The following is a 21,887-nucleotide window of genomic DNA, read 5'->3' on the forward strand; positions in this document are numbered from 1 at the left end:
GTTATAAACAGTTTGAAGTTAGTTAAATTTTGGTTTAGATGGTTTTAACTTTCGCAAGATTTACCGTGTTGCCATAATTAGAAAAGTCCAATCCCAGCTGTCGGAAAAATGGGGTACTTACAATAGGCTACCCGTTAGTAACAAAGATCTAGAATCCTTCCAATCGACTTTTCAGTGGATATCTTTAACGCAATCTTTTACAGATGTTGGTTAGAGTCAAAAAACAACATTTCCCAAATTCTTTCTTCCAATAATTGAAAAAAAAGAAGGTGGTTGTTGTAGGAAGGTGAATGTAATGATCGATTCGGAAATGTGCTTATGAACCTGCCTTTAGATAGGTCTTCATTTCAGTTATAATCTCCTGCACAGTTCTAGAATTAATTTTTATTTTCTTCAATACAATTTTATTGGCGATTTCTTTCGCACAATCATAGTCCCCTCGTTGGTAATAGACATGGAAAAGGCCATAAAGAGGTACGAACCTATTAGGACACATATTGCTTGCCGACAGATAAATCTTCTCAGCAATTCCGTATTCTCGCAACATCAAAAAGTTGTATGCGGTTAATATCTCAAGTTCGTAATCACCTAATTTATGCCGAAGTGACAAACAAATCGATTTGCTTTTTTCGTAATTTCCTATCTTATTTAAAATAACGGAATAGTTGTACAAAAAAGTATTGTCATTTTTCTTGATAACGTATAGTCGATCGTATTTTTTTTCTATAAAAGAGTTTAGTGCTTTTCCAGCTATATCATTTAGTTGAAACCATTCCATTTCTACCCTTATTCTTTTAACTTGTAAATAAACAGCGAAGATGGTGAGTACGAATACAGACGCTTTTACGCCAAAAAGAATGCCCCGGAACCGAAACGCCGCTTGAAACAATCGTTCAAAAAAAACTGACTCCAAGATTGTCATTATCAAGATCAGCCATGAAAATGGATACCGAGAAGGGTATGAAAACATACCAAAACAAATGATAGAAAAAGTTGCAAGTGCTAGACATTTAAATAAAAGTGATCCTCGATCGATATCACGCAATATCAAATATAACAAAATGATGATGAAAAGTGTTCCTGCAAAGCCGAAACTAATCAACAAATTCAATATTTCATTGAATGGCATTTTGACATTGTCTGCTAAATCCTTAAAAATGCTGTCGGAATGGCCTTCAAAATAATTTCTTTGAAAGTACATGTATTTTTTTGAAAATCCATTTAAACCGTGCCCAAAAATTGGACTATCTATTATCATGTCAACAGAACACTTCCAAACAAACAATCTACCTAACCCCGAGTTTATGTTAATGAAAAAAAGAGATCCTAAAAGAATTAACGATGCGATGAAAATTTTTTTAAAAGGAATAAATCTTCTATAGACATGTATCGATACTACAACGGTCGTAATTATAGCTGTTCTCGACCGTGTTAATAATACTGCTATTAAAATTAATATAAGTACGATTAAAATAATTTTATTCAAATCTTGTCTAGATTTTCCCAGCAAAATAGAATAACATATGCAAAGAGAAGATGCTAGACCAGCGGTGTTATCAAAATTTCCTCTAATCATATAACGTTCGTTTGACCCTATATTAGAGAAGAATTGAAACATCGTAGAAAATGCTAAAGCAATACCACATAAAGTTATGATTTCAAAAAAATAAAACTTACCTCCACTGAAACCATAAATTCTGCAAAGTAAGTAAATTGGCACGAATAAAGTGAAGAAAAATTGCGAAAACAAATGTTTAGAGTAAATGTCGCCATCTATTATAGCTAAAGTAGGCATCAATAATGCACAAATACAAGCAGAAAAGATGAGAAAATTTACGACCGCATAAATCATCACATGAGCGAAATTTATATAATGAGTTTTCTGGAACATTGTTTTATTATTTCAACATCCACCTTAGATGTAAAAAGGCTGTCTAAAATAGTCAGCCTTTATCTAATTAGTTTAAGGAACCGGTTGTTAGGTATTCGCTTCCGCTTTGTCCAAGCGCACCTCCTGGCACTGATATGCTAATACCCGTTCCGCTACCGTTCAACGTCATAGTTGCTCCATCGCTTACTCCAATAGCGTAACCAAATGCGCAGTGCCCATTTATGCCCGGTGTAAAACTACCAATACTCGTAGCTGCAACGGCTCTATAGCCCGCGTTTGCAGTTTCGTAGTTGCGGGATGAATATGTGGTCATAGATTTCTTACCTTGCGCATTTTTTGTTCCATATACAGTTAGTGTCGCTGTTGCTTGCGCCCCAATACTATTGGTCCAAGTTCGCTTAGTAATTGATTTGCTGAAATAATAAGACAGCGTTCCGTCACCTGAATTCTCGGAGTTCTTTGCAGTAGCTGAAAATGATGCCAGATGACCTTCATTTCTTGATATGCTGGTGGTGAAACTAATGTTTGACAAGAAATCATCGTATATAACAGCTCCTATTGCGTCAGAAACTACACAATTACTTTTATAGAACTTGCCTTGATGTAGCCAATTTATTTCTATCAGTTTTAGTGTATTATCAAATGAAACGGAATTCAAAATTTCACTTTTACGCAGGTTTTTTAATATAGCAATCTCTTTTCTTGATCCTATTTTTTCTATTGTAAAATTCCCCACAATAGCAGTGTCAACCACCGTAATCGGGGAGAAGTCGTTTTCAGAAATCTTAATATTCGTTAACCACTCCAAATCATTTTTTGAGATGCTGTAATCGATAAGTCTTAAACCGTTGGCGTGAAGAATACCAAAGGCCCCTCCTTCATTTTTGGCAAATTCCAATTGATCTTGCCATGATGTAAAAGCCCCTTGATAAAATTCTTTTAACGCTATTGGAGCTTCACCAGGTTCTTTAAGGGCTTTTGAGTTTGAATCGAATGTCTCTAACTGATAATCGCCCGTTTGGGAGCATGACAAGGTCAATAATATCATAGCGAAAAAAATACCGAAAAGGAAAAAATTGATTTTGAAGCCTTTATTGGGAAAAATAATAAAATTCATAACTTAATAATTAATGCGTGCGATGTAAAAAATTGATCTCCTATAATACGTTTCTCCTTTATTTGTTTTGCTATAAGGAGTATCGTTAGTAATGACAGTACCGCTAGGGTGGTTGTCGTATACTATATATTTTACAATTGATAATACAAATCATGATCGGGATATGTTTAATCTAAAATCTTACATCTGGTTGTTTTTATTCTTATCAGTTTATATCGTATCAATTTCCAAAGGCCTAAAAAATTATTGTGTTTAAAACCTAATTTCCATCAATGAAGCATTCTCATAATCGCACTATCAAATGTACGAAATTTTTAACTTTTAAATTAAAAAAAAGTAAATTAAAAATATCATCAAGTTTCAAATAACGATAAATAGTGAATTTTTATTGAATTAATAGCGAGTATGTTTTCTTTTATAAGATTATATTCTCGCAAGGATAGTGCGTATTATGCGAGCTTAAGTGTGAGGAGGATTACAGAAAACGCGGTTTAGCATTTGATGTCTAGGCCGATAGTTTATGTACTAAATCAAAAGATCTAGTCCTTACCTGAATAGCAAAAAATATCGAACACTTGACAAACTCAGGTGCCGGATTTGTGATCCCGCTGGGATATTTTGCGTCGCTCCACCCCGTACGCAAGGCGGCAAAGTGCTTCGCGATGTTCGAACCCATCCCAGCCCTCTGTTCGAACTCCATCGAGGCACAAAAAAAGCCCAATCTTTCGATTGAGCTTTTTTGTGAACCCACAGGTGCAAAACTCGAACTCTTTACTTTGAGATTAGATGTTTTGAAGCCAATTACAGGCAGGTCAAAGCGGACGTTATGCATATATTTGTAGAAAGCGAGATGGAGAGGATAAAGAATAACCCCGATTTACAGCATTTGATACAACAGGAGTGAATTAGTGCCAATTCACCGTTAAACATTAATCCAAATTTTCTATCTTTGTGGTCTGTTATACTATATCTAACATATTATCTGGTCTTACTCGAAAGACACCTCTAAAAACAGAGTGATTAATGCATTGAAATCTTTTGATTTCTAATGCACAGATAATCCTATCGACTTATTTCTTAATCTTAATCTTAAACAAAACAAACGATTATCAAATCGATTGCATGATCACTTTTGCGGTGTATTCAACATTTCAAAATGTGGTGACACAATGAATAAAAATGAATAGTAAACAGTTAATAAGTAGAGATATAGAGCTATTTTACAATAGAGCATCCGAAGAAACTCGACTTGACAAGGGAATGGGTGTATTTGAGTTTGAAAGAATTAAATCACTCATAGAAAAATATATACCAACTTCATCTTCAAAAATAATAGACATTGGTGGCGGTACGGGAAAGTATTCGGAATGGCTTGCTAAAAAAGGACATCAAGTTCATTTGGTAGAGCCAGTTGCAAAACATATAAAAATAGCCCAAAACAGAGCGAATAGATTGAAGAAAAGATTTTCTGTACACTTAGGAGAAGCTCGAAAATTGGAATTTCCAAATAATTATGCAGACCTAATAATACTGCACGGCCCTCTTTATCATCTTCAAAAAAAAGAGGATAGAGATTTAGCCATTTGCGAAGCTAAACGTATTTTAAAAAATAATGGAATTATTTTGGGGTTTGCCATTAACTATACTGCATCAACATTGGTTGGTCTTTTAAACGGCCTAATTCACAAAAAACCATTTTTTGAAATGTGCAAAGAAGAATTAATAAGGGGTATACATAATCCACCTCATGATTTCCCTTGGCTTTTAGCTGAAGCATTTTATCATAATCCCGAACAGCTAAAAGATGAATTTATAAATCAAGACTTAACCTATCTAAATACTTATGCGGTTGAAGGTATGGCATGGCTGGATAAAGAATACTTTGCCAATATGCTGAATAACAAAAAACGAAGAACATTAATGGAACTTATTCAAGTTACTGAAAACGATAGCTATCTTTTATCCTTTAGTCCACACATGATGATAGCTGTGCAAAAAAAATGTAATTATGGAAAATAAAGAAAAATATTACAAAGCATTAATAGAAAATAATGGTCAACTCAATGAAATTGACCTCGGAGAAAAATTAGGACTTAACGAAGATGAAACAAACGAAATAATTGTACAGCTTCTATCTGAACATAAAATTGAATATGCAGAAAACAGAGCTTGTAATTACAGTCTAATGAAAAGGGTAAGAAAGAAAAATAACAGCAGATAATGATGGCTAAATTTTACAATGAAAAACTGTCTAAACTGGAAACGGCAATCAACGAATTGAAGGTTGAAGTTGATTGCCCTTTAAAGCAAATAGAAACCGTTATACATCTTATTGTAGAATGCTTGTCGGGATTAAAGGAATATGTGCTAAAAAGAGGCTTTAAGAACGCTGATGAGGAAATCCGCTTTTTCAAACATCAAAAACCTGTTATCGTTGCTAAACTCATCTATTACAACGCCATTTACAAAATCGAGACAAAGAAACCCTATGGTGCAAAGCCCATACGGAAATACCTCAACAAAGAACTCAAAAAGATAAAGAGGTTCTTTGACAACAACCTCGATTTTTACAAATATTACCGTAGCAATAATTCATTCCTTGACGAGAAATACTTCGTTCGGGGCAAGCATGATATAAAGCTATGGTTGGACACTTATTATTTCCAGTCTGACCACAGCTTTTCTACTTCACATGATTACAAGGTCGCCAAGATAATAGCCAACGATTTGATACAGGTTTACATCGAAGACCAGTTATATCAAAAATTCCAAAAAAATAAATCAAAAACCCAAAAGAGGCTGAAATGGACGGGTAGCAAGGTGGCATTGATAGAATTGATTTATGCCCTGCACTACCAAAGTGTGTTTGACAACGGGAACAATGATATAAGGGAAGTAGCCCAATATTTTGAAAGTGCCTTTGTCATTGACTTGGGCAATTTCTATCAGACTTATTTGGAGTTGAGAAACCGGAAGATGAACCGTACCAAATTCCTTGATGCGCTTAGGTAGGAACTTATACGGCGAATGGACGAGCAGGACGAAAAGTAAAATTTGATAGATTCTAAAATAGTTATGAGACCGACTTCGGAGGGTGTAATTATTACCTGTAAAGGCAAGTAGTTTTGAGGCACAGAATGAATTTCGAGTGCCTCAAAACACAACTTGCTATGTTCAGGTGAACATTTTGAGATGCAGAATTTATTTCGAGCATCTCAAAACATAACTTGCTATGTTCTGATGAACAGGAAATTTTCTTAGTCTTTGAGATGGCTGTCAGTCGAGCTTACTTGTGTTCAAGCCATACAACTGCCTTGATAGATAGCAGGATTGCAGGAAGGCGTGACAGCTTTCGATATATCAACCTGACCTAATTAATTTCTTTATTTATTCGGTAATGAGAGGAGGTGCTGTTTTGTTTCTCTATCACTACCATTTATTCGTTCAAAGGTCGGAGTATGCTATGTTTCGTTTCATGGGCTAAAAAGGTCAGTGTTTAGCTGATACAAGGTTTTGACTGAAAAATACTATCCGCAGGTTGGAGATTTTTTAGCAAACTGAAGGATCGACCTTGTAAAGCGTAAAAACACTGATTTACCTTTGCCCGTGAAAATGAAACGAATAGCATAACTACTTTTAAATGAAATAGTGTAATTAGCTGAAAAACAATAGTTTTGTATTAAAATAAGTACTGGAGGGTTCGATGTTTCCTAAATTTCTGTCATTTTGCGATACACAACATCGAACCCCGAAGATAAATCCAGTGTTAACGTATATCTATCAGAATACCAGTAAATTATAGGTTAATAAAAAAGGGACAAATCTGTTGTTTTCAGATTTGTCCCAAGAGGTGATCCCGCTGGGATTCGAACCCAGGACCCATACATTAAAAGTGTATTGCTCTACCAGCTGAGCTACGGAATCTTCTTTATCGCCAACGATGAAATCGTTGGTTAAAGTGACGCAAAGGTACGTAATTTATCGAATCTTGCAAATTTTCACGGTCTTTATCTTGATGACCGGCGTATTCCTACTTCCAAATGAATCCTTTTGAAGAACTATTAGGCCGCGCTACCTTCTAAATGGATCGCTTTTTTATTCATCCTCCTTACCTAAAAAACGACGGTCTTCTGGTGATAAATTTGAATAAGGCGACCGATACCTGTCCTCTTCCGGAGCATCCTCGTTTGCTGGCATAGGTGCTGCCTCTATTCGCTTCCGACGACGTCTGAATAATATCCCACCCGTAAGCATACCGATGACAAAAAAAGCACCTAAGATTAATAACTTCGATGTGCGAACCTCACCAAAGAACCAAAAACTAGCTTCCTCCCTGTTATTAAATAATATTAGGGCAACGAAGGCAGTTATTATTCCAAATACAATACTTCTTGGTTTCATAAACGAGTTTGAAAGGGGAATGAAATTTGCTAAATAAAAATAGATGCATTTTTTTTGTGCTATCTATTTTGAGCTTCCTGATTTAATTTTGACATGTTACGAAGCAAAATCTAATGGAGCATGTGCACGAATGCCGATAATCCTTTAAAAATTAGGTTTTAGCAAATACTTATCGTAGAAGCGGAAGATATGTTCTACGGCTTCTTCCGCCGTATCGACCAAGCGGTAAAGTTTCAGATCTTCCTCCGAGATATACGCATTGCCAAGCATCGTGTTTTCTATCCAATCGAAAAGACCTTTCCAATATTCTATTCCGACTAGTACGATAGGAAAACGCGCAATTTTTCCTGTTTGAATCAACGTAATGGATTCGAAAAGCTCGTCCATGGTACCAAAACCGCCTGGCATGACGATGTACCCCTGCGAGTACTTCATGAACATGACCTTCCTGACAAAGAAATAATTAAATTCCAACAGCTTGTCCCTATCGATATACTTATTATGAAATTGCTCAAACGGTAACTCGATATTCAATCCAACAGATTTACCCCCGGCTTCGTAAGCTCCTTTGTTGGCGGCTTCCATAATACCAGGACCGCCTCCTGATATAACCCCATATCCCTTTTCCGCCAGCAATCGGCTGATTTCAACGGTCATTTCATAATATTTATGATCTGATTTGGTGCGTGCCGATCCAAATATCGAAACGCAAGGTCCTATCTTCGCTAATTTTTCAAATCCATCAACAAATTCTGACATGATTTTAAAAATTTGCCAAGAGTCTTTAACCTTTATTTCTTGCCATGTCTTGTTAGCAAACGAACTTCTAATTCTATCCTCTTTCGCCATATATGTTTATATTGTTAACAGGTCCAAGATAGTAATTTTTTGGGTAAAAAAGTTAAGCCAATAGCTGCTGTACGACGGTTAAAAGATGGAAGAGAAACTACAGGCATAGCGATAGGTAGGCATCTATCACAAAAGCGTTGAGATAGAATAAGTTGTTATGGGCAAACACATTTTCTTTCTTTTGTCCAATTTTTACGTTCAGTTATTTCGTTCATAGGGCACGCGCGTGGCGATAGATCGACCGAGCGTCAATTCATCCACATATTCCAATTCACCACCAAATGCTATTCCACGTGCAATAGTACTGATCTGTACATTAAAATCTTTGAGCTTTCGATAAAGGTAAAAGATGGTGGTATCGCCCTCCATCGTCGCGCTAAGGGCTAGGATAACTTCTTTTACCTCGCCAGTACGTAGGCGCTCTAAGAGCGCATCAATTTTCAAATCCGTAGGTCCTACACCATCCATCGGCGATATCAAACCGCCAAGTACATGATAAACGCCCTGGTATTGATTGGTATTTTCTATAGCCATGACATCTCGCGTATCTTCAACCACACAAATCGTTTCATGATCGCGCTTTGATGCGCTGCAGATCTCGCAGGTATCTTGGTCAGCAATATTAAAGCAGGTTCTGCAATAACGGATATGTTCCTTCAAATCGTTAATGGATCCAGTGAATCGGGAAACCTCACCATCGGGCTGTTTTAATAAATGGAGGACTAAACGTAGGGCCGTTTTTTTTCCTACACCGGGCAGCCGCCCAAACTCATCCACCGCCTGTTCCAGTAATTTTGAAGAAAATTGCATATCGCAAAATTATAAAGTAAAATATGAAAAATGAAATCCTTATTTTTCGTGCCGCGGATCGTGCTACCTGCTTACATCTTCTTTAAAATCCAAGCAAAACCTGCGCTGGCAAAGAGGAGTACCGCCGCCGTGCCGAACCACAAGATTTCATAACCATAATGTGCTGCCACATACGTCCCGATATAGGGCGAAAAAATGTTTGCAGCAGCAAAAGCCAAAGAATTGAAGCCCATGTAGGCGCCTTGGGTCTTTAGGCTAGCGCGGGATGCACTGATTGTGGCTGTAAAAGGCAGTGTTAGCATTTCACCGATGGACAATATAAACATGGAAATATACAGCCAAGGTAGGCCGTAGGGGACATTCAACATCAAATAGGCAACGCCGGCAATGCCCGTACCGTAAATCATCACCTGTCGTGGCGTGAAGCGATGTTCTACCGCATGTACCAACAACATTTCAAAGACTACGATACAAAATCCACTAAAGCCCAATAAAATGCCTATCTCGCCTTCGCTCATCATTCTAGCTTCTTTATAAAAGAGCGGGAGGGTACTGAGCAATTGAAAGAAGGCCATCGAGAATAGGAAGCAAAACACGTTGAAAATAATAAAGGGTGTGTCGAGGTATGCATTTCGGTCACCTTCAGCTTTATTTCTTGCCCCTTTTAAGAGTCGGCCTATTTTATTGCGTGGTGCCCTATTTCGGAACACGATAATAAAAACTATGGCAGCGGCCAATGCTGCGATTGCATTGCCGTAAAATATCCAGTCGTAAGAAAAAGTTGCTAAAAAACCTGCCAGTGCGGGACCAATGGAAAATCCTAAATTCACCGCCATTCTGTTAAGGGAATAAGCCTTCGTGAGGTTCTCGGGCTTTGCGTAGCGCGCTACGGAAACCGAGTTTGCCGGGCGGAATGTATCGGCGATAAGGGTTAAAAGAAAAATCATCCCCGCCAGGCTTTCGAAGGTTTTAAAGTTGGGAAGCAGCAGGAAGATCGGGACCGTCAAGATCAGGCTATACGCTTGCACGCGGTAATTTCCCAGCCGATCGGTAAGCCAACCGCCCAACCAGGACCCGCACACCGATCCGAGACCAAAGCACCCTAATACCATTCCGACCTGTGGCTTGGTAAAATGCAAGGCAGAAGACATGTACATACCCAGAAAGGGTATGACCATTGACCCTGTCCGATTGATCAACATCACTACCGCCAACAACCAAGCTTCTGTGGATAAGCCGCGATAGGAATCGCCGTATATCGTAATTAATTTCTTCATCTGATATATACCCTATGCATTAACACCTTTGTCTAATTCATAGTCAATTTCGTAATGCTGTGCGATAAAGCGTTTTTTTCGGGTGGTTTTATTGAAAACAACATCCAGTCTTCCTAATCTGATGCCCGCAAAACCCATTTGGTTGATCCAAACCTCTTCGCCGAGTAGATTCTTTACACGTGTAGGCTCTTCTAAAAATGTGTGGGTATGTCCACCAAGGATAAGGTCTACACAGGCCGTATTGGCTGCTAAGCGGAGGTCAGATACCTTATCGTCGTCATAGGTATACCCCAAATGAGATAGCACGATAACCAAATCACACTTCTTTTCCACTTTCAGCATCCTTGCCACGCGATTGACCACAGGGATGGGATCAAGGTACCGCATGCCTTGGTAGTTGTTTGGATCGACTAAACCATTAATATCAACACCTACACCGGTTAAGCCGATACGCAAGTTGCCTTTTTCAAGGATAAGATATTCCTGTGTTTTGCCCTCCAATGCGGTCCCTTTGAAATCATAATTGGCGGTCAGAAAAGGGAAGCTCGCCTTATCCAAATGTTTTACAAGCCCCGGGATGCCATTATCAAATTCATGATTACCGAACGTTCCGGCTTCATACCCAAGTTTGGACATCAACTCCAGTTCGAGCCGTCCTTCGAACATGTTGAAGTAGGGGGTTCCTTGAAACATATCACCCGAGTCCACCAGCAAAACTTGCGACTCCTCCTGCCTAATTTTTTTGATCAGCGAACTCCGACGCGCCACACCAGCAAGACCTTGGTAGCGCGATCCATCCATTGGGAAGGGTTCGATACGACTGTGTACGTCGTTCGTATGCAATATCGTCAATCGCGTATCATTGTTAGCCGCTTTCGCAAAATTGGGTAGATTAGCCAAGGTAGCCATGCCACCTAGTACCAAGGACTGTTTCAAGAAACCTCTTCTATTTATTAATGCGAACTCTTCCATCGATTTCTGCTTGAATGTGTTTTCCTTGTTTAGTTAATGTAGAGACGTATTCCATCAAAGTCTCACGCACACGTTGTGTATAATCCTTGCGGTCAATTACTTGGTCTAGAAAGGTCACATAATCACCGCCATTGGCGAGGTAGTCGTAGGTCACAAGTTTGTAGGTAGCATGCGGATCTATAGACTTGCCTTGCACCAAAAATTCCTTCACTTGCCCATCTTCGATAAGGAGCTGTATGCCGCTAGCCGGCTGGCCGGAAGTTTTTGCCATAAAATCTGCCCAGCGTAGCATGTCTTTGCCGCTTAGGGTCACGATAGTCACGGCATTTTCAAAAGGCATCAACTCAAAGATATTGCCTACGCTGATGTCACCTGCTTTCAGCTCGGAGCGAATGCCGCCTTTTGTCGCAAAGCTCACTTGAACGGCGGGATCCAGCTGCTGTCCTTTCCACAGTAGCGCATCGGCGAAGAAATTACCCACCAAACTCTCCGGATCGCGGCTTTTGGTGAGCGCAACATCGGCATGGCCAATAACACGGTTCATCTCTGCCTCCAACTTTCCTTTATAAGGAAGGTAGTAATTAACAATTGCGGTATCGGCCAGCAATGTGCTATCGATAGAATAATATTGCTCCTTACTGATGGTATGCTGCAGTTGTGTCTTGCAGGATGCAAGCACGGCAGTAAGCGCCAGTAAGCTCATGCCACGCACAAAACGTTTCATAGTTTATGAATTTTTATCAAAGGTAAGGACTATAATCAAATATTATTTCTTGACGCAAAAATATTGTTGATAAAATAACCTTTCGCTTACTGATGTATACAGGACCAATCTTTTGCTCAGTGAAGTTCGGGATGTATGGGATCGCGCAACAATGCCCCATGTGCGCGCCTGAGAAGTTACGAGTTTTTGAAGGTAGTCAAAATTTTGACGATGGTCATCAGGCTACTTGGATGGAAGAGGATGTCGATCTTTTCATTATCTACTTCTTAACCTGAGGCGTATAGATGATACGTTTTCATATGCCAAAAAGCGGGGGAGTGAGGGGAAATATGGGACGGCATGCTGAGTTTCAGATGTCTGTAAACGAAAAAGAGGGCATCCTTTTGAACGCCCTCTTGATGTATAAACGATGCGATTTATTTTTTGTGTATGGTATAAAGGCGCCCAGCATCGGTGATGGCAAAAATTTCGCCATTCTTACCTTGCGCAACATCGCGGAAGCGCTGGCCTTCACGATCTAAAAGACGCTCTTCGCCCACTACTTTATTGTCTTTGATCACTATACGCGCAATATGCGTACTGCTTAGCCCAGCGATAAATAAGTTGTTTTTCCACTCGGGTATGGCATCGGCGGTATAGAATACAATGCCACTTGGCGACAACACCGGATCCCAATAGTATACTGGTTGCTCCAAGCCTTCTTTTTGTTGTATCGGTGGATTACCTATCTCTTTACCGCTATATTCCAGGCCATAAGTGATGATTGGCCATCCATAGTTCTTGCCTGCTTCGACACGGTTTAGCTCATCACCACCTCTTGGGCCAAACTCCGTTTCCCAAAGATCACCTGTTTCTGGATGTACGGCCAAGCCCTGCACATTACGATGGCCATAACTGTATACTTCGGGGCGTGCGTTGGCATCGCTCGCAAAAGGATTGCCCTCGGCAGGTTTTCCATCTTTAGTTATGCGTACAATCTTACCTAGCGCAGATTTTAGATCTTGTGATTGTGGACGTGTCTCCAAGTCGGAGCGCTCGCCCGTACTTACCAATAAATTGCCGGCCTTATCAAAGATTATACGGCCACCGTAGTGCAGCTTGCCATCGTAGGTCGGCAACGCCTGATAGATTACTTTGGCCGCTTCGATACTTTTTTCATCTTCAGCCAATCGCCCTTTTGCTACGGCAGTATGGTTGCCACCTGCTACGGGTTCCGAAAAAACCCAATATACCATACGATTTGTGGCAAAATCCGGATCTAGTGTGATGCCGAGCAACCCACCTTGCCCTTGTGCATCTACCTTCGGAAGTCCGCCGATAGCTTCACTGAGTGTTCCATCCGCTGAAACAATACGAAGGTCGCCTTCTTTCTCGGTAATCAGCAATCGGTTATCTGGTAATACGGCAATGCCCCATGGTGATTTCAACTTGTCGGTCACCACCTTGCTTTCGTATGGCGTGGCTGTTTTTGCACCAGCGGCACGTGTCTGCCCCTCAAAAGCGGGTTTGTATTCCGTATTTGCCTTGTTTTTCTCCACAGCTGGATAGATACTATCCGTTGAGCCAGCTTGCTCCGTATTTTTGGTTGCTGCGCTATTATTGCATGCTGCCACGAGTAGGGTTGCAGATGATAACAGGAAGACGGGAAATGTCTTTTTCATAAATCTCTTCTTTAGTTTGATTTCGTTTAGGAAATTTAATGCAAAATACGATTTTTTGTTTTGATTTTTTGCAAAAAAGCTGGCTAAGTTGCTGATTTATTGTTGAAATAGGTGGTTCTTTGGTCTTTAATGCGAAATATATACGTTACGCTTGTTTTTAAAGAGCATACTTTTCCACCCAATAATCCAAAGGCTCATCGCTGCTACACAAGGCGGTGTGAAACCCAAGCGTTGTTGCCGATTGAAGATGCTGTGGGCTATCGTCAATAAACAGGGTTTCATCGGGAGCCATACCTGTTTGGCGTATGACTTCTTGAAAGATGGCCACATCGGGTTTGCGTAGTCCCATCTCATGCGAATAGAAAGTCTTCTCGAAAAATACGCTGTTATCGGCAACGCCGTAAACATCTTGAATATGCTGCATACAATACCGATAGTGGATTTCGTTATTGTTGCTCAACAGGAACGTGCGGTACTTGACGTTAAGGTAGGAGAGGGTCTCATGTTTTCCGGGCGGCACGCCTATCAGTAGCGCGTTCCAGGCCGCATCGATGTCCGCATCGCTTAGCTCGGGTTGACCGGCACGTTGCCGGATGCCATCGCGGAAGGTGGAGGCGCTAATCAAGCCTTTATCAAAGTCATCAAAAAGTGCGTCTTGAGCCCTATGCCCGAAAAATTCATCTACATTTTTGATACCCAACGACATAAACGCAGCCTTCACAAGAGTAAAGTCTATCATGAAGATAACGTTGCCATAATCGAGAATAATATTTTTAATTTTTTGCATGTAAAATTTTGTTTTCTCACCGCAAATATCGATAATTGCATCGTCAAAACGACGTAATAGCGAACTTTTGATGACATAAAAATAACCGCGCCTATAGCTCAGTCGGTTAGAGTAGAAGACTCATAATCTTTTGGTCCCTGGTTCGAGCCCAGGTGGGCGCACAAAATAAAAGCCGCTTTTCTTTAAAGAATAGCGGCTTTTTCGCTTTTTAGGCCACTTTAGAACCACTTGCCCTACATCGGAAAGCAAACCGCGATTCGGTGTGATTTACATAGATTTTTTTGAACTTCACGTAAAAGTGTTACAACGCTTTTACGGGATCAACCTCGATGACAATTATACCTTCAAAACTTATTTATGACGCAAAAGATTGAGAAAGGACCTTGACACAGAACCCTATGTAGTCAAGAAATAATTAATTAAAAGTCTCCAAATTTAAGATCCCTTATTTCGTATAATTGAACGCAGTGCGTCGGGATAAGAATAAGTAAACTGATTCTACGAGATACCTGATCAATTAGTGATAATCAAACTTGCTGCTGTATGATAATAGCTACGCCTTTGCTGCTATCGTTTTCAATAGTTATTTATATCAGAATCGAAACGCAATGAATAACGCTCGTATGCTGCCTTGACGGGATTATAAATTTCGATTTTTCGTAGAAGTAGTTGCTATGACACTGGACCATTTGATACCCATAGCATGGCAATCTAGACTTAGTTCTTCCCAAATCGGGAAAAATTATTCCCAAAATGAATCGATTTATTAGCTAGTTAACCGTTGTTTATTTACGTAAAACCAAGTTGTTCAGTGTTTTATGAATTCATTCTTTTAATTGGTACGTCTTTGGCATCAACGGATTTCAAAATTGGTAAAATGAAAAATTATAAAGTCAATTGGAGGTGGGCGCAAGATCCGCCTTCGTACCCAAAATGGTTGAAGTCTTATCACCTACTGATCGTTGCGATTACCGTAATGATGGTTCTTGGAGCTTTTATTAAACACGTTTGCAATTGATATTTAGAAATTATGGTAACTATCGTATTGGTTTTGGTGGGCTTGGTAAGCTTCTGGTTGTTTTTTAAAGCAATAGATTTTTTTGACAAGATTTAAAATGAAAACTAAAATAGCGAAGACAATCCAGCTTTGGATTCCCGATGCCATGCAACGTATAAGTACGGAAGGAATAAAAGAGGAGTTTCTACTGAATTATCTTCTTCTGCACGAGTTGGCGGCGATGTGCTGTGAGGGTATCCGTGGAAATAAGGAAGAAGATCTGGAAAAGATCGAAGATATCGCCAAGGTGGTTAACCTTCTTTATCAGGAAGGGGATAAATACACCTGCAATGCGATCGAGAATGAGTTCCTAATTCCCATTGCATTAGAGGAAAGTCCCGGAAGCTTGGCTTTGCACATGACCCTATTTCCGGCCTGTCTGCGGGCGGGGTATTTGAGCACGATCGTGGATAAGCTGGGCAACCTGTCTATTCTATTTAAAAATTAAGCTTTTTGACACATGCCGCGCGCCTTACAGATATCAAACAGCGGTATTAACGAACATACTCTTAAAACAGATTAACAACATGATCGCATTATTTATTGTCGCAATACTAGTCTTTGTCTACATAGGCTATGTACTGATCAGACCAGAGAAATTTTAGTCCATGGAAAGGTCGGAAAGATTAAAGAAAATGAACATCAAATATTGGATGCGTATCCACCTTTTTTGGATTATTTCTGATCGCAATCATCATCGTTGTGACGGCAAAGTTTTACAGCATGATTTCCATTTCGGCTTACTAATGCCCAATTATTAATGAATTAAATAGTTATATTAACAATGAACACAGAAATTTTAGGAATTACACTTATGTATGTTCTTGTGGTGGCGCTAGCCATACCATTAGGACGTTACATTGGCAAAATTTTCAATTATGAGGCTACTTGGCTGGATAGATTATTCAATCCGCTGGATAAGCTTTTCTTTAAACTTGGCGGTATAGACCCGTCCAAAGAAATGGACTGGAAGCAACATTTGGGAGCTTTACTGACCATTAATTTACTTTGGTTTGTGATCTCCATGTTTGTGCTAACCAATATGAGCTGGTTGCCTCTTAACCCAGACAAGAACCCTTCCATGACTGCAGATCTGGCCTTCAATACGGCGACAAGTTTCGTATCCAATACCAACCTGCAGCACTACGCTGGTGAGACTGGGCTGTCTTATTTTGGACAGCTGACCCTTATGCTTTGGCAGTTCATTAGTGCGGCAACGGGCATTGCAATCTGTGGGGTAGTGTTTACCGCGATGAAAGAACGAACTTCTACCACCTTAGGTAACTTCTACAGCTACTTTGTGCGTTCCAGCACGCGTATATTGTTACCTATTGCCTTTATTGGTGCTGTGCTTTTATTGCTTAACGGTACACCGATGACCTTTGCAGGAAAAGACACGATCACCACGGTGGAAGGTGTAGAGCAACAGGTAAGCGGGGGGCCGGTCGCAGCGTTTGTCGCCATCAAGCAGTTGGGTACAAATGGAGGTGGCTTCTACGGTGCCAACTCTACCAATCCGATGGAAAACCCAAATTACTTTACCAATATCGTAGAAACAGTTTTTATCTTCCTGATTCCCATAGCTATGGTTTTTGCCCTAGGTTACGTACTTAAGCGCAAGAAGCTGTCGTGGATGATCTATGGGGTGATGACGGTTGGTTTTGTGCTGCTGTTACTGCCAACGGTAAGTTTGGAAATGCAGGGTAATCCGGCCATTGCGGATATGGGCATACAACATCCGCTAGGAAGCATGGAAGGCAAAGAAGTGCGTTTTGGTGCAGCGGCATCTGCCTATTGGGCGATCAATACTACCGTAACCAGTAATGGATCGGTGAACGCCATGCACGATAGTTTGACCCCACTTTCCGGTGCTTTCACCATGCTGGGCATGATGGTCAACGCCTTCTATGGCGGTGTGGGGGTAGGTTTCCTAAATTTCTATGTGTTCATTATCCTTGCTGTTTTCATTAGTGGGCTAATGGTAGGCAGGACACCGGAATTTCTAGGTAAAAAAATCGAGGCCAAGGAAATGAAGATTGCGATGATCGTTGCTCTCTTGCACCCACTTATGATTTTGGGCGGAACAGCACTGGCAAGCCATCTGTACGCAGGAGATCCCGCAACCTATGCCGGCTGGTTGAATAATCCAGGTTATCACGGATTTAGTGAGATGCTCTACGAGGTAACTTCTTCGGCGGGGAACAACGGTAGCGGTTTTGAAGGTTTAGGTGATAATACGCCATTCTGGAATATCCTATGTGGTGTTATCATGTTTATCTGTCGCTACCTTCCGATCATAGGTCCGGTTGCCATCGCGGGCAGTCTTGCTGCTAAGCGCTACGTGCCAGAAAGTGCCGGAACACTGAAAACCGATACGGCAACATTTGGTTTGATGACTTTTGCGGTTATTGCAATCGTTGCGGCGCTGTCCTTTTTCCCGGCATTGACCTTAGGGCCCATCGCCGAATATTTTTCCATGAAATAATTAAAATAGAAATCCAACATGAATACAAATAAATCCTTGTTTCAGCGAGATATGGTGCAGCTAGCGCTGAAACAATCCTTTGTCAAACTGGACCCTAAGATTATGTTCCGCAATCCCGTGATGTTCACGGTAGAAATTGGAACGCTGGTGATGCTTACGGTCAGTCTGTGGACCCTATCGGGCGATAGTTCCCAAGGTAGTTTCGGCTATAATTTTACGGTCTTCCTGATCCTTCTATTAACACTTTTATTCGCCAATTTTGCGGAAGCAATAGCGGAAGCACGTGGTAAGGCGCAGGCCGACAGTCTGCGCAAAACGCGCGAAGAAACACCTGCAAGATTGCGTGATGGTAGCACGGTTTCTTCTGCCCAGTTGAAAAAAGGTGATGTATTCGTGTGTGAGGCTGGCGAGATTATCCCTTCCGATGGAGAGATTGTCGAAGGTTTGGCTACAATCGACGAGAGCGCGATTACGGGCGAATCGGCACCGGTTATTCGGGAAGCCGGCGGGGATAAAAGCTCCGTTACGGGTGGTACAAAAGTACTTTCAGACCGTATCTTGGTACAGGTGACCACGCAGCCCGGGGAGAGTTTCCTTGACAAGATGATCGCCCTTGTGGAAGGTGCTAGCCGCCAGAAAACACCCAATGAAATCGCTTTGACGATATTATTGGCAGGCTTTACCCTGGTGTTTATCATCGTCTCGGTAACGCTAAAACCCTTTGCGGATTATGCTAAGGTGACCATCACGATCGCATCCTTTATTTCGCTCTTTGTCTGTTTGATCCCGACGACCATCGGTGGTTTGCTATCGGCGATTGGTATTGCGGGTATGGACAGGGCATTGCGCGCCAATGTGATTACAAAAAGCGGTCGTGCGGTAGAAACAGCGGGCGATATCGACGTGCTGCTATTGGATAAAACCGGGACGATCACCATCGGTAACCGGAAGGCTACGCATTTCCATCCTGCCCAGGGAGTGGATGTGGATAGATTGGTTCGCGCTGCCGTGCTAAGCTCGATGGCTGATGAAACGCCCGAAGGGAAGTCGGTGATCGAACTTGCCGGTGTCGATCCGCTTAGTTTTAATACGCCTGATCCCGTGTTTGTGAAGTTTACCGCCGAGACGCGCAGTTCTGGTATCAACTTTTCGGGAAGCAGCATCCGTAAAGGTGCAACCGATGCCATTCGTGCCATCGTGATAAACGCCGGTAACTCTTTCCCAGCAGAGCTTGAAGAACGGGTGAAAGCTGTTTCCCAAAATGGGGGTACGCCACTGGTGGTTTCCGAGAACAACGAGGCGCTGGGTGTTATTGAGCTACAGGACGTGATTAAGCCGGGCATCCATGAACGTTTCGAACGTCTTCGTAAAATGGGGATCAAAACAGTGATGGTTACCGGAGACAACCCCTTAACGGCGAGGTTTATCGCCGAAAAGGCAGGTGTGGATGATTTTATCGCCGAGGCCAAGCCAGAAGATAAAATGAACTACATTAAGAAGGAACAAGCAGCAGGCCGTTTGGTAGCGATGATGGGTGACGGTACGAACGATGCACCGGCACTGGCCCAGGCGGATGTGGGCGTTGCCATGAATAGTGGCACCCAGGCGGCCAAGGAAGCCGGAAATATGGTGGATCTGGATAATGACCCAACCAAACTGATCGAAGTGGTGGAGATCGGAAAGCAGCTGCTGATGACCCGTGGTACACTAACTACATTCAGTATCGCCAATGACGTAGCCAAATATTTCGCAATTATTCCGGCGCTGTTCATTACGGCTATTCCGGCCTTGCAAGGCCTGAACGTGATGAACCTGCACAGCCCGCAAAGTGCTATCCTGTCGGCTGTTATCTTCAACGCGATCATCATTCCGATGTTGATTCCACTGGCCTTAAAAGGGGTGGCCTACAAACCGATCGGTGCGAGTGCGCTATTGCGCAGAAACCTGTTCATCTATGGTCTCGGTGGCGTGCTGATTCCGTTCGTGGGTATAAAATTGATAGATATCGCGATTTCCGTATTTTTTTAAACGTACCATATAATGAAAACAAATATCACAAAGGCCCTGCGGTTGACACTCGTATGTTTGGTCTTCTTCAGTGGGGTGTATACTATGGCTGTTTGGGCCGTAGCACAACTTGTTCCCGGCCAAGGCAAAGGATTTACGATCGAGGAAAATGGTAAGAAATACCACGTCAACGTGGGACAGGCATTCACGCAGGACAAATATTTTTGGTCGCGTCCATCGGCGGTAGATTACAATGCAGCGGGTTCGGGCGGTAGTAACCTTGGACCTAGTAACCCGGAGCATTTGGCCGAAGTTCAAGCTCGCATAGAACATTTTCTGGAACACAACCCCGACGTTACCAAGCCGGAGATTCCGTCGGATCTGGTGACCAGCAGTGGTGGCGGCCTTGATCCGCATATATCGGTGCAAGGTGCTAAAGTGCAGGCGCAGCGTGTCGCAAAGATCCGTGGCTTGAACCTCGAGTCGGTCAACAAATTAATTGACCGGCACATCGAACCGCCGCTATGGGGTATCTTCGGAACGAAGCGTATCAACGTGCTGCAATTAAATCTTGCCTTGGACAAAATAAAGGGCTAGCCGGATAAATCAAGCTGGAAGCTGCGCAACCAGTAAGCAGCATGCTACAGGTGCGCAGCGATTCCCAGCGATGTCTATATACCATACGTACTAATTTTTTAAGAGAATGAAAAAAATCGCAATGCTCCTGGCAGTGATGTCCGGAGTAACAGGGAGTCTTTGTGCCCAAGAAACAGAAACCAATCCATTGACAATCTCGGGTTATGCAGAGCTGTATTACCAACAGGATTTTCGTAATCCGCAGAAAAACACCCGTCCGGGTTTTGTTTATAGCCACAACAGGAACAATGAGTTTAGCGTTAACTTGGGGCTACTAAAAGCAAATTTTCAGAAAGACAATGTTCGCGCCAATTTGGGTGTAGGTGTCGGTTCGTACATGAATGCTAACTATGCAGCCGAACCCGGCGTTTTAAAAAATATATATCAAGCCAACGTGGGTTTTAAATTATCAAAAAATCACAACCTGTGGTTGGATGCAGGTATCCTGCCTTCGCACATCGGTTTTGAGAGTGCCATCGCTGCGGATTGCTTTACCTTGACCCGCAGTATGCTGGCAGACAACTCGCCCTACTTTGAAACGGGAGCAAAGCTTTTCTATGGTTCGCCCGATGGTAAATGGGATATGGCATTGCTGATCCTGAACGGCTGGCAACGTATACAACGTGTGGATGGTAATTCGACACCGGCCTTCGGACACCAATTGACCTTCCGTCCGAGTGATCGTGTAACGCTAAACAGCAGTTCGTTCATTGGTAACGACATGCCCGATGAAAACCGCTTGATGCGCTATTTCCACAATTTCTACGGTCAGTTTACTTTGAGCAACCAGTTTGCGCTCGTCGCCGGGTTCGATATCGGTGCGCAGCAGAAAGAGAAAGGCAGTAGCGATTACAACAGCTGGTATTCCCCGGTATTGATTGCTAAATACTCACCGAGTAAACGTGTTCGTATCGCAGCACGTGGCGAATATTATCATGATAAAAGCCAGGTCATCGTGGCTACCGATTCGGAGAACGGTTTCCAGACTTTTGGAGGTTCGTTGAATCTGGACTACCAGATTATGCCGAATTTGGTATGGCGTACCGAAGTAAAAACATTACATAGTGAAGACCGGATCTTTATCGATCGGGATGGTGCACGGAATAGGGAAAATACCTTGGCCATTACATCCTTGGCGATACGTTTTTAATCGTATATTTATCCATACCCTCTCTGGTTTTGCCATGGAGGGTATTATTAATTGAAACAACAG

Annotated in this window: 19 protein-coding genes and 2 tRNA genes; 10 read left to right on the forward strand and 11 right to left on the reverse strand. The window is 41.8% G+C overall.

What is annotated here, in order from left to right; translation table 11 throughout:
* Positions 1-316: 316 nt before the first annotated feature.
* Positions 317-1,576, reverse strand: coding sequence for an O-antigen ligase family protein (locus tag IE165_RS09480; protein WP_189626375.1), 1,260 nt, complete (start codon positions 1,574-1,576; stop codon positions 317-319).
* Between the two features lie 382 nt (positions 1,577-1,958).
* Positions 1,959-3,008 carry a hypothetical protein gene (locus tag IE165_RS09485; RefSeq protein ID WP_189626376.1) on the reverse strand — a complete coding sequence of 350 codons (1,050 nt, stop codon included), beginning with the start codon at positions 3,006-3,008 and terminating at the stop codon, positions 1,959-1,961.
* Between the two features lie 1,179 nt (positions 3,009-4,187).
* On the opposite strand from IE165_RS09485, the gene IE165_RS09490 reads away from it, so the two are divergent.
* From IE165_RS09490 to IE165_RS09500, 3 genes are read left to right on the forward strand one after another with little or no spacing between them, the layout of a single operon-like run.
* The gene (locus tag IE165_RS09490) at positions 4,188-5,027 is read left to right on the forward strand and encodes a class I SAM-dependent methyltransferase (protein WP_189626377.1); all 840 of its coding nucleotides are present in this window, start codon (positions 4,188-4,190) and stop codon (positions 5,025-5,027) included.
* Positions 5,017-5,229: a hypothetical protein gene (locus tag IE165_RS09495; RefSeq protein WP_189626378.1), complete on the forward strand. Its 213-nt coding sequence runs from the start codon at positions 5,017-5,019 to the stop codon at positions 5,227-5,229. The genes IE165_RS09490 and IE165_RS09495 overlap by 11 nt, the downstream gene beginning before the upstream one ends.
* 2 nt (positions 5,230-5,231) lie before the next feature.
* Complete coding sequence (locus IE165_RS09500) at positions 5,232-6,020, forward strand: RteC domain-containing protein (RefSeq protein ID WP_189626480.1); 789 nt, start codon at positions 5,232-5,234, stop codon at positions 6,018-6,020.
* Positions 6,021-6,859: 839 nt separating this feature from the next.
* Here the strand turns inward: IE165_RS09500 and IE165_RS09505 are convergent.
* The 9 genes from IE165_RS09505 to IE165_RS09545 form a co-directional block, all read right to left on the reverse strand.
* A tRNA-Lys gene (locus tag IE165_RS09505) sits at positions 6,860-6,932 on the reverse strand.
* A gap of 171 nt (positions 6,933-7,103) precedes the next feature.
* Complete coding sequence (locus tag IE165_RS09510; RefSeq protein WP_189626379.1) at positions 7,104-7,409, reverse strand: LPXTG cell wall anchor domain-containing protein; 306 nt, start codon at positions 7,407-7,409, stop codon at positions 7,104-7,106.
* Positions 7,410-7,553: 144 nt separating this feature from the next.
* Positions 7,554-8,258, reverse strand: coding sequence for an LOG family protein (locus IE165_RS09515; RefSeq protein ID WP_189626380.1), 705 nt, complete (start codon positions 8,256-8,258; stop codon positions 7,554-7,556).
* A 198-nt stretch (positions 8,259-8,456) separates the two neighbouring features.
* Positions 8,457-9,068, reverse strand: a complete 612-nt coding sequence (recR, locus tag IE165_RS09520; protein ID WP_189626381.1) for a recombination mediator RecR — start codon at positions 9,066-9,068, stop codon at positions 8,457-8,459.
* 71 nt (positions 9,069-9,139) lie between these two features.
* Complete coding sequence (locus IE165_RS09525; RefSeq protein ID WP_189626382.1) at positions 9,140-10,345, reverse strand: MFS transporter; 1,206 nt, start codon at positions 10,343-10,345, stop codon at positions 9,140-9,142.
* A 12-nt stretch (positions 10,346-10,357) separates the two neighbouring features.
* Complete coding sequence (locus IE165_RS09530; RefSeq protein WP_189626383.1) at positions 10,358-11,317, reverse strand: bifunctional metallophosphatase/5'-nucleotidase; 960 nt, start codon at positions 11,315-11,317, stop codon at positions 10,358-10,360.
* Positions 11,292-12,041: a 5'-nucleotidase C-terminal domain-containing protein gene (locus IE165_RS09535; RefSeq protein ID WP_229826486.1), complete on the reverse strand. Its 750-nt coding sequence runs from the start codon at positions 12,039-12,041 to the stop codon at positions 11,292-11,294. The genes IE165_RS09530 and IE165_RS09535 overlap by 26 nt, the downstream gene beginning before the upstream one ends.
* A gap of 416 nt (positions 12,042-12,457) precedes the next feature.
* Positions 12,458-13,702, reverse strand: coding sequence for a PQQ-dependent sugar dehydrogenase (locus IE165_RS09540; protein ID WP_189626384.1), 1,245 nt, complete (start codon positions 13,700-13,702; stop codon positions 12,458-12,460).
* A 157-nt stretch (positions 13,703-13,859) separates the two neighbouring features.
* Positions 13,860-14,489 (reverse strand): HAD family hydrolase, encoded by a 630-nt coding sequence (locus IE165_RS09545; RefSeq protein ID WP_189626385.1) that lies wholly within the window; start codon positions 14,487-14,489, stop codon positions 13,860-13,862.
* An 87-nt stretch (positions 14,490-14,576) separates the two neighbouring features.
* Here IE165_RS09545 and IE165_RS09550 point away from each other — a divergent pair.
* The 7 genes from IE165_RS09550 (at position 14,577) to IE165_RS09580 (ending at position 21,824) form a co-directional block, all read left to right on the forward strand.
* A tRNA-Ile gene (locus tag IE165_RS09550) sits at positions 14,577-14,650 on the forward strand.
* A gap of 954 nt (positions 14,651-15,604) precedes the next feature.
* Positions 15,605-15,994 (forward strand): DUF7674 family protein, encoded by a 390-nt coding sequence (locus tag IE165_RS09555; RefSeq protein ID WP_189626386.1) that lies wholly within the window; start codon positions 15,605-15,607, stop codon positions 15,992-15,994.
* A 79-nt stretch (positions 15,995-16,073) separates the two neighbouring features.
* Positions 16,074-16,151, forward strand: coding sequence for a potassium-transporting ATPase subunit F (locus tag IE165_RS18640; protein WP_189626482.1), 78 nt, complete (start codon positions 16,074-16,076; stop codon positions 16,149-16,151).
* A 179-nt stretch (positions 16,152-16,330) separates the two neighbouring features.
* Complete coding sequence (kdpA, locus tag IE165_RS09565; RefSeq protein ID WP_189626387.1) at positions 16,331-18,031, forward strand: potassium-transporting ATPase subunit KdpA; 1,701 nt, start codon at positions 16,331-16,333, stop codon at positions 18,029-18,031.
* Between the two features lie 18 nt (positions 18,032-18,049).
* The gene (gene kdpB, locus IE165_RS09570) at positions 18,050-20,059 is read left to right on the forward strand and encodes a potassium-transporting ATPase subunit KdpB (RefSeq protein WP_189626388.1); all 2,010 of its coding nucleotides are present in this window, start codon (positions 18,050-18,052) and stop codon (positions 20,057-20,059) included.
* Positions 20,060-20,071: 12 nt separating this feature from the next.
* Positions 20,072-20,635 (forward strand): K(+)-transporting ATPase subunit C, encoded by a 564-nt coding sequence (locus IE165_RS09575; RefSeq protein ID WP_189626389.1) that lies wholly within the window; start codon positions 20,072-20,074, stop codon positions 20,633-20,635.
* A 106-nt stretch (positions 20,636-20,741) separates the two neighbouring features.
* On the forward strand, positions 20,742-21,824 hold the full coding sequence (locus IE165_RS09580) for a porin (RefSeq protein WP_189626390.1): 1,083 nt from the start codon (positions 20,742-20,744) through the stop codon (positions 21,822-21,824).
* Positions 21,825-21,887: the final 63 nt, after the last annotated feature.

It is taken from the genome of Sphingobacterium griseoflavum, assembly GCF_014653155.1.
GTDB classification, from domain to species: Bacteria; Bacteroidota; Bacteroidia; order Sphingobacteriales; family Sphingobacteriaceae; genus Sphingobacterium; species Sphingobacterium griseoflavum.

Coding starts and splice junctions, on each gene's coding strand:
- IE165_RS09480 (WP_189626375.1), bottom strand. CDS start 1,576: ATGATTAGAGGAAATTTTGATAACACCGCTGGTCTAGCATCTTCTCTT.
- IE165_RS09485 (WP_189626376.1), bottom strand. CDS start 3,008: ATGAATTTTATTATTTTTCCCAATAAAGGCTTCAAAATCAATTTTTTC.
- IE165_RS09490 (WP_189626377.1), top strand. CDS start 4,188: ATGAATAGTAAACAGTTAATAAGTAGAGATATAGAGCTATTTTACAAT.
- IE165_RS09495 (WP_189626378.1), top strand. CDS start 5,017: ATGGAAAATAAAGAAAAATATTACAAAGCATTAATAGAAAATAATGGT.
- IE165_RS09500 (WP_189626480.1), top strand. CDS start 5,232: ATGGCTAAATTTTACAATGAAAAACTGTCTAAACTGGAAACGGCAATC.
- IE165_RS09510 (WP_189626379.1), bottom strand. CDS start 7,409: ATGAAACCAAGAAGTATTGTATTTGGAATAATAACTGCCTTCGTTGCC.
- IE165_RS09515 (WP_189626380.1), bottom strand. CDS start 8,258: ATGGCGAAAGAGGATAGAATTAGAAGTTCGTTTGCTAACAAGACATGG.
- recR (WP_189626381.1), bottom strand. CDS start 9,068: ATGCAATTTTCTTCAAAATTACTGGAACAGGCGGTGGATGAGTTTGGG.
- IE165_RS09525 (WP_189626382.1), bottom strand. CDS start 10,345: ATGAAGAAATTAATTACGATATACGGCGATTCCTATCGCGGCTTATCC.
- IE165_RS09530 (WP_189626383.1), bottom strand. CDS start 11,317: ATGGAAGAGTTCGCATTAATAAATAGAAGAGGTTTCTTGAAACAGTCC.
- IE165_RS09535 (WP_229826486.1), bottom strand. CDS start 12,041: ATGAAACGTTTTGTGCGTGGCATGAGCTTACTGGCGCTTACTGCCGTG.
- IE165_RS09540 (WP_189626384.1), bottom strand. CDS start 13,702: ATGAAAAAGACATTTCCCGTCTTCCTGTTATCATCTGCAACCCTACTC.
- IE165_RS09545 (WP_189626385.1), bottom strand. CDS start 14,489: ATGCAAAAAATTAAAAATATTATTCTCGATTATGGCAACGTTATCTTC.
- IE165_RS09555 (WP_189626386.1), top strand. CDS start 15,605: ATGAAAACTAAAATAGCGAAGACAATCCAGCTTTGGATTCCCGATGCC.
- IE165_RS18640 (WP_189626482.1), top strand. CDS start 16,074: ATGATCGCATTATTTATTGTCGCAATACTAGTCTTTGTCTACATAGGC.
- kdpA (WP_189626387.1), top strand. CDS start 16,331: ATGAACACAGAAATTTTAGGAATTACACTTATGTATGTTCTTGTGGTG.
- kdpB (WP_189626388.1), top strand. CDS start 18,050: ATGAATACAAATAAATCCTTGTTTCAGCGAGATATGGTGCAGCTAGCG.
- IE165_RS09575 (WP_189626389.1), top strand. CDS start 20,072: ATGAAAACAAATATCACAAAGGCCCTGCGGTTGACACTCGTATGTTTG.
- IE165_RS09580 (WP_189626390.1), top strand. CDS start 20,742: ATGAAAAAAATCGCAATGCTCCTGGCAGTGATGTCCGGAGTAACAGGG.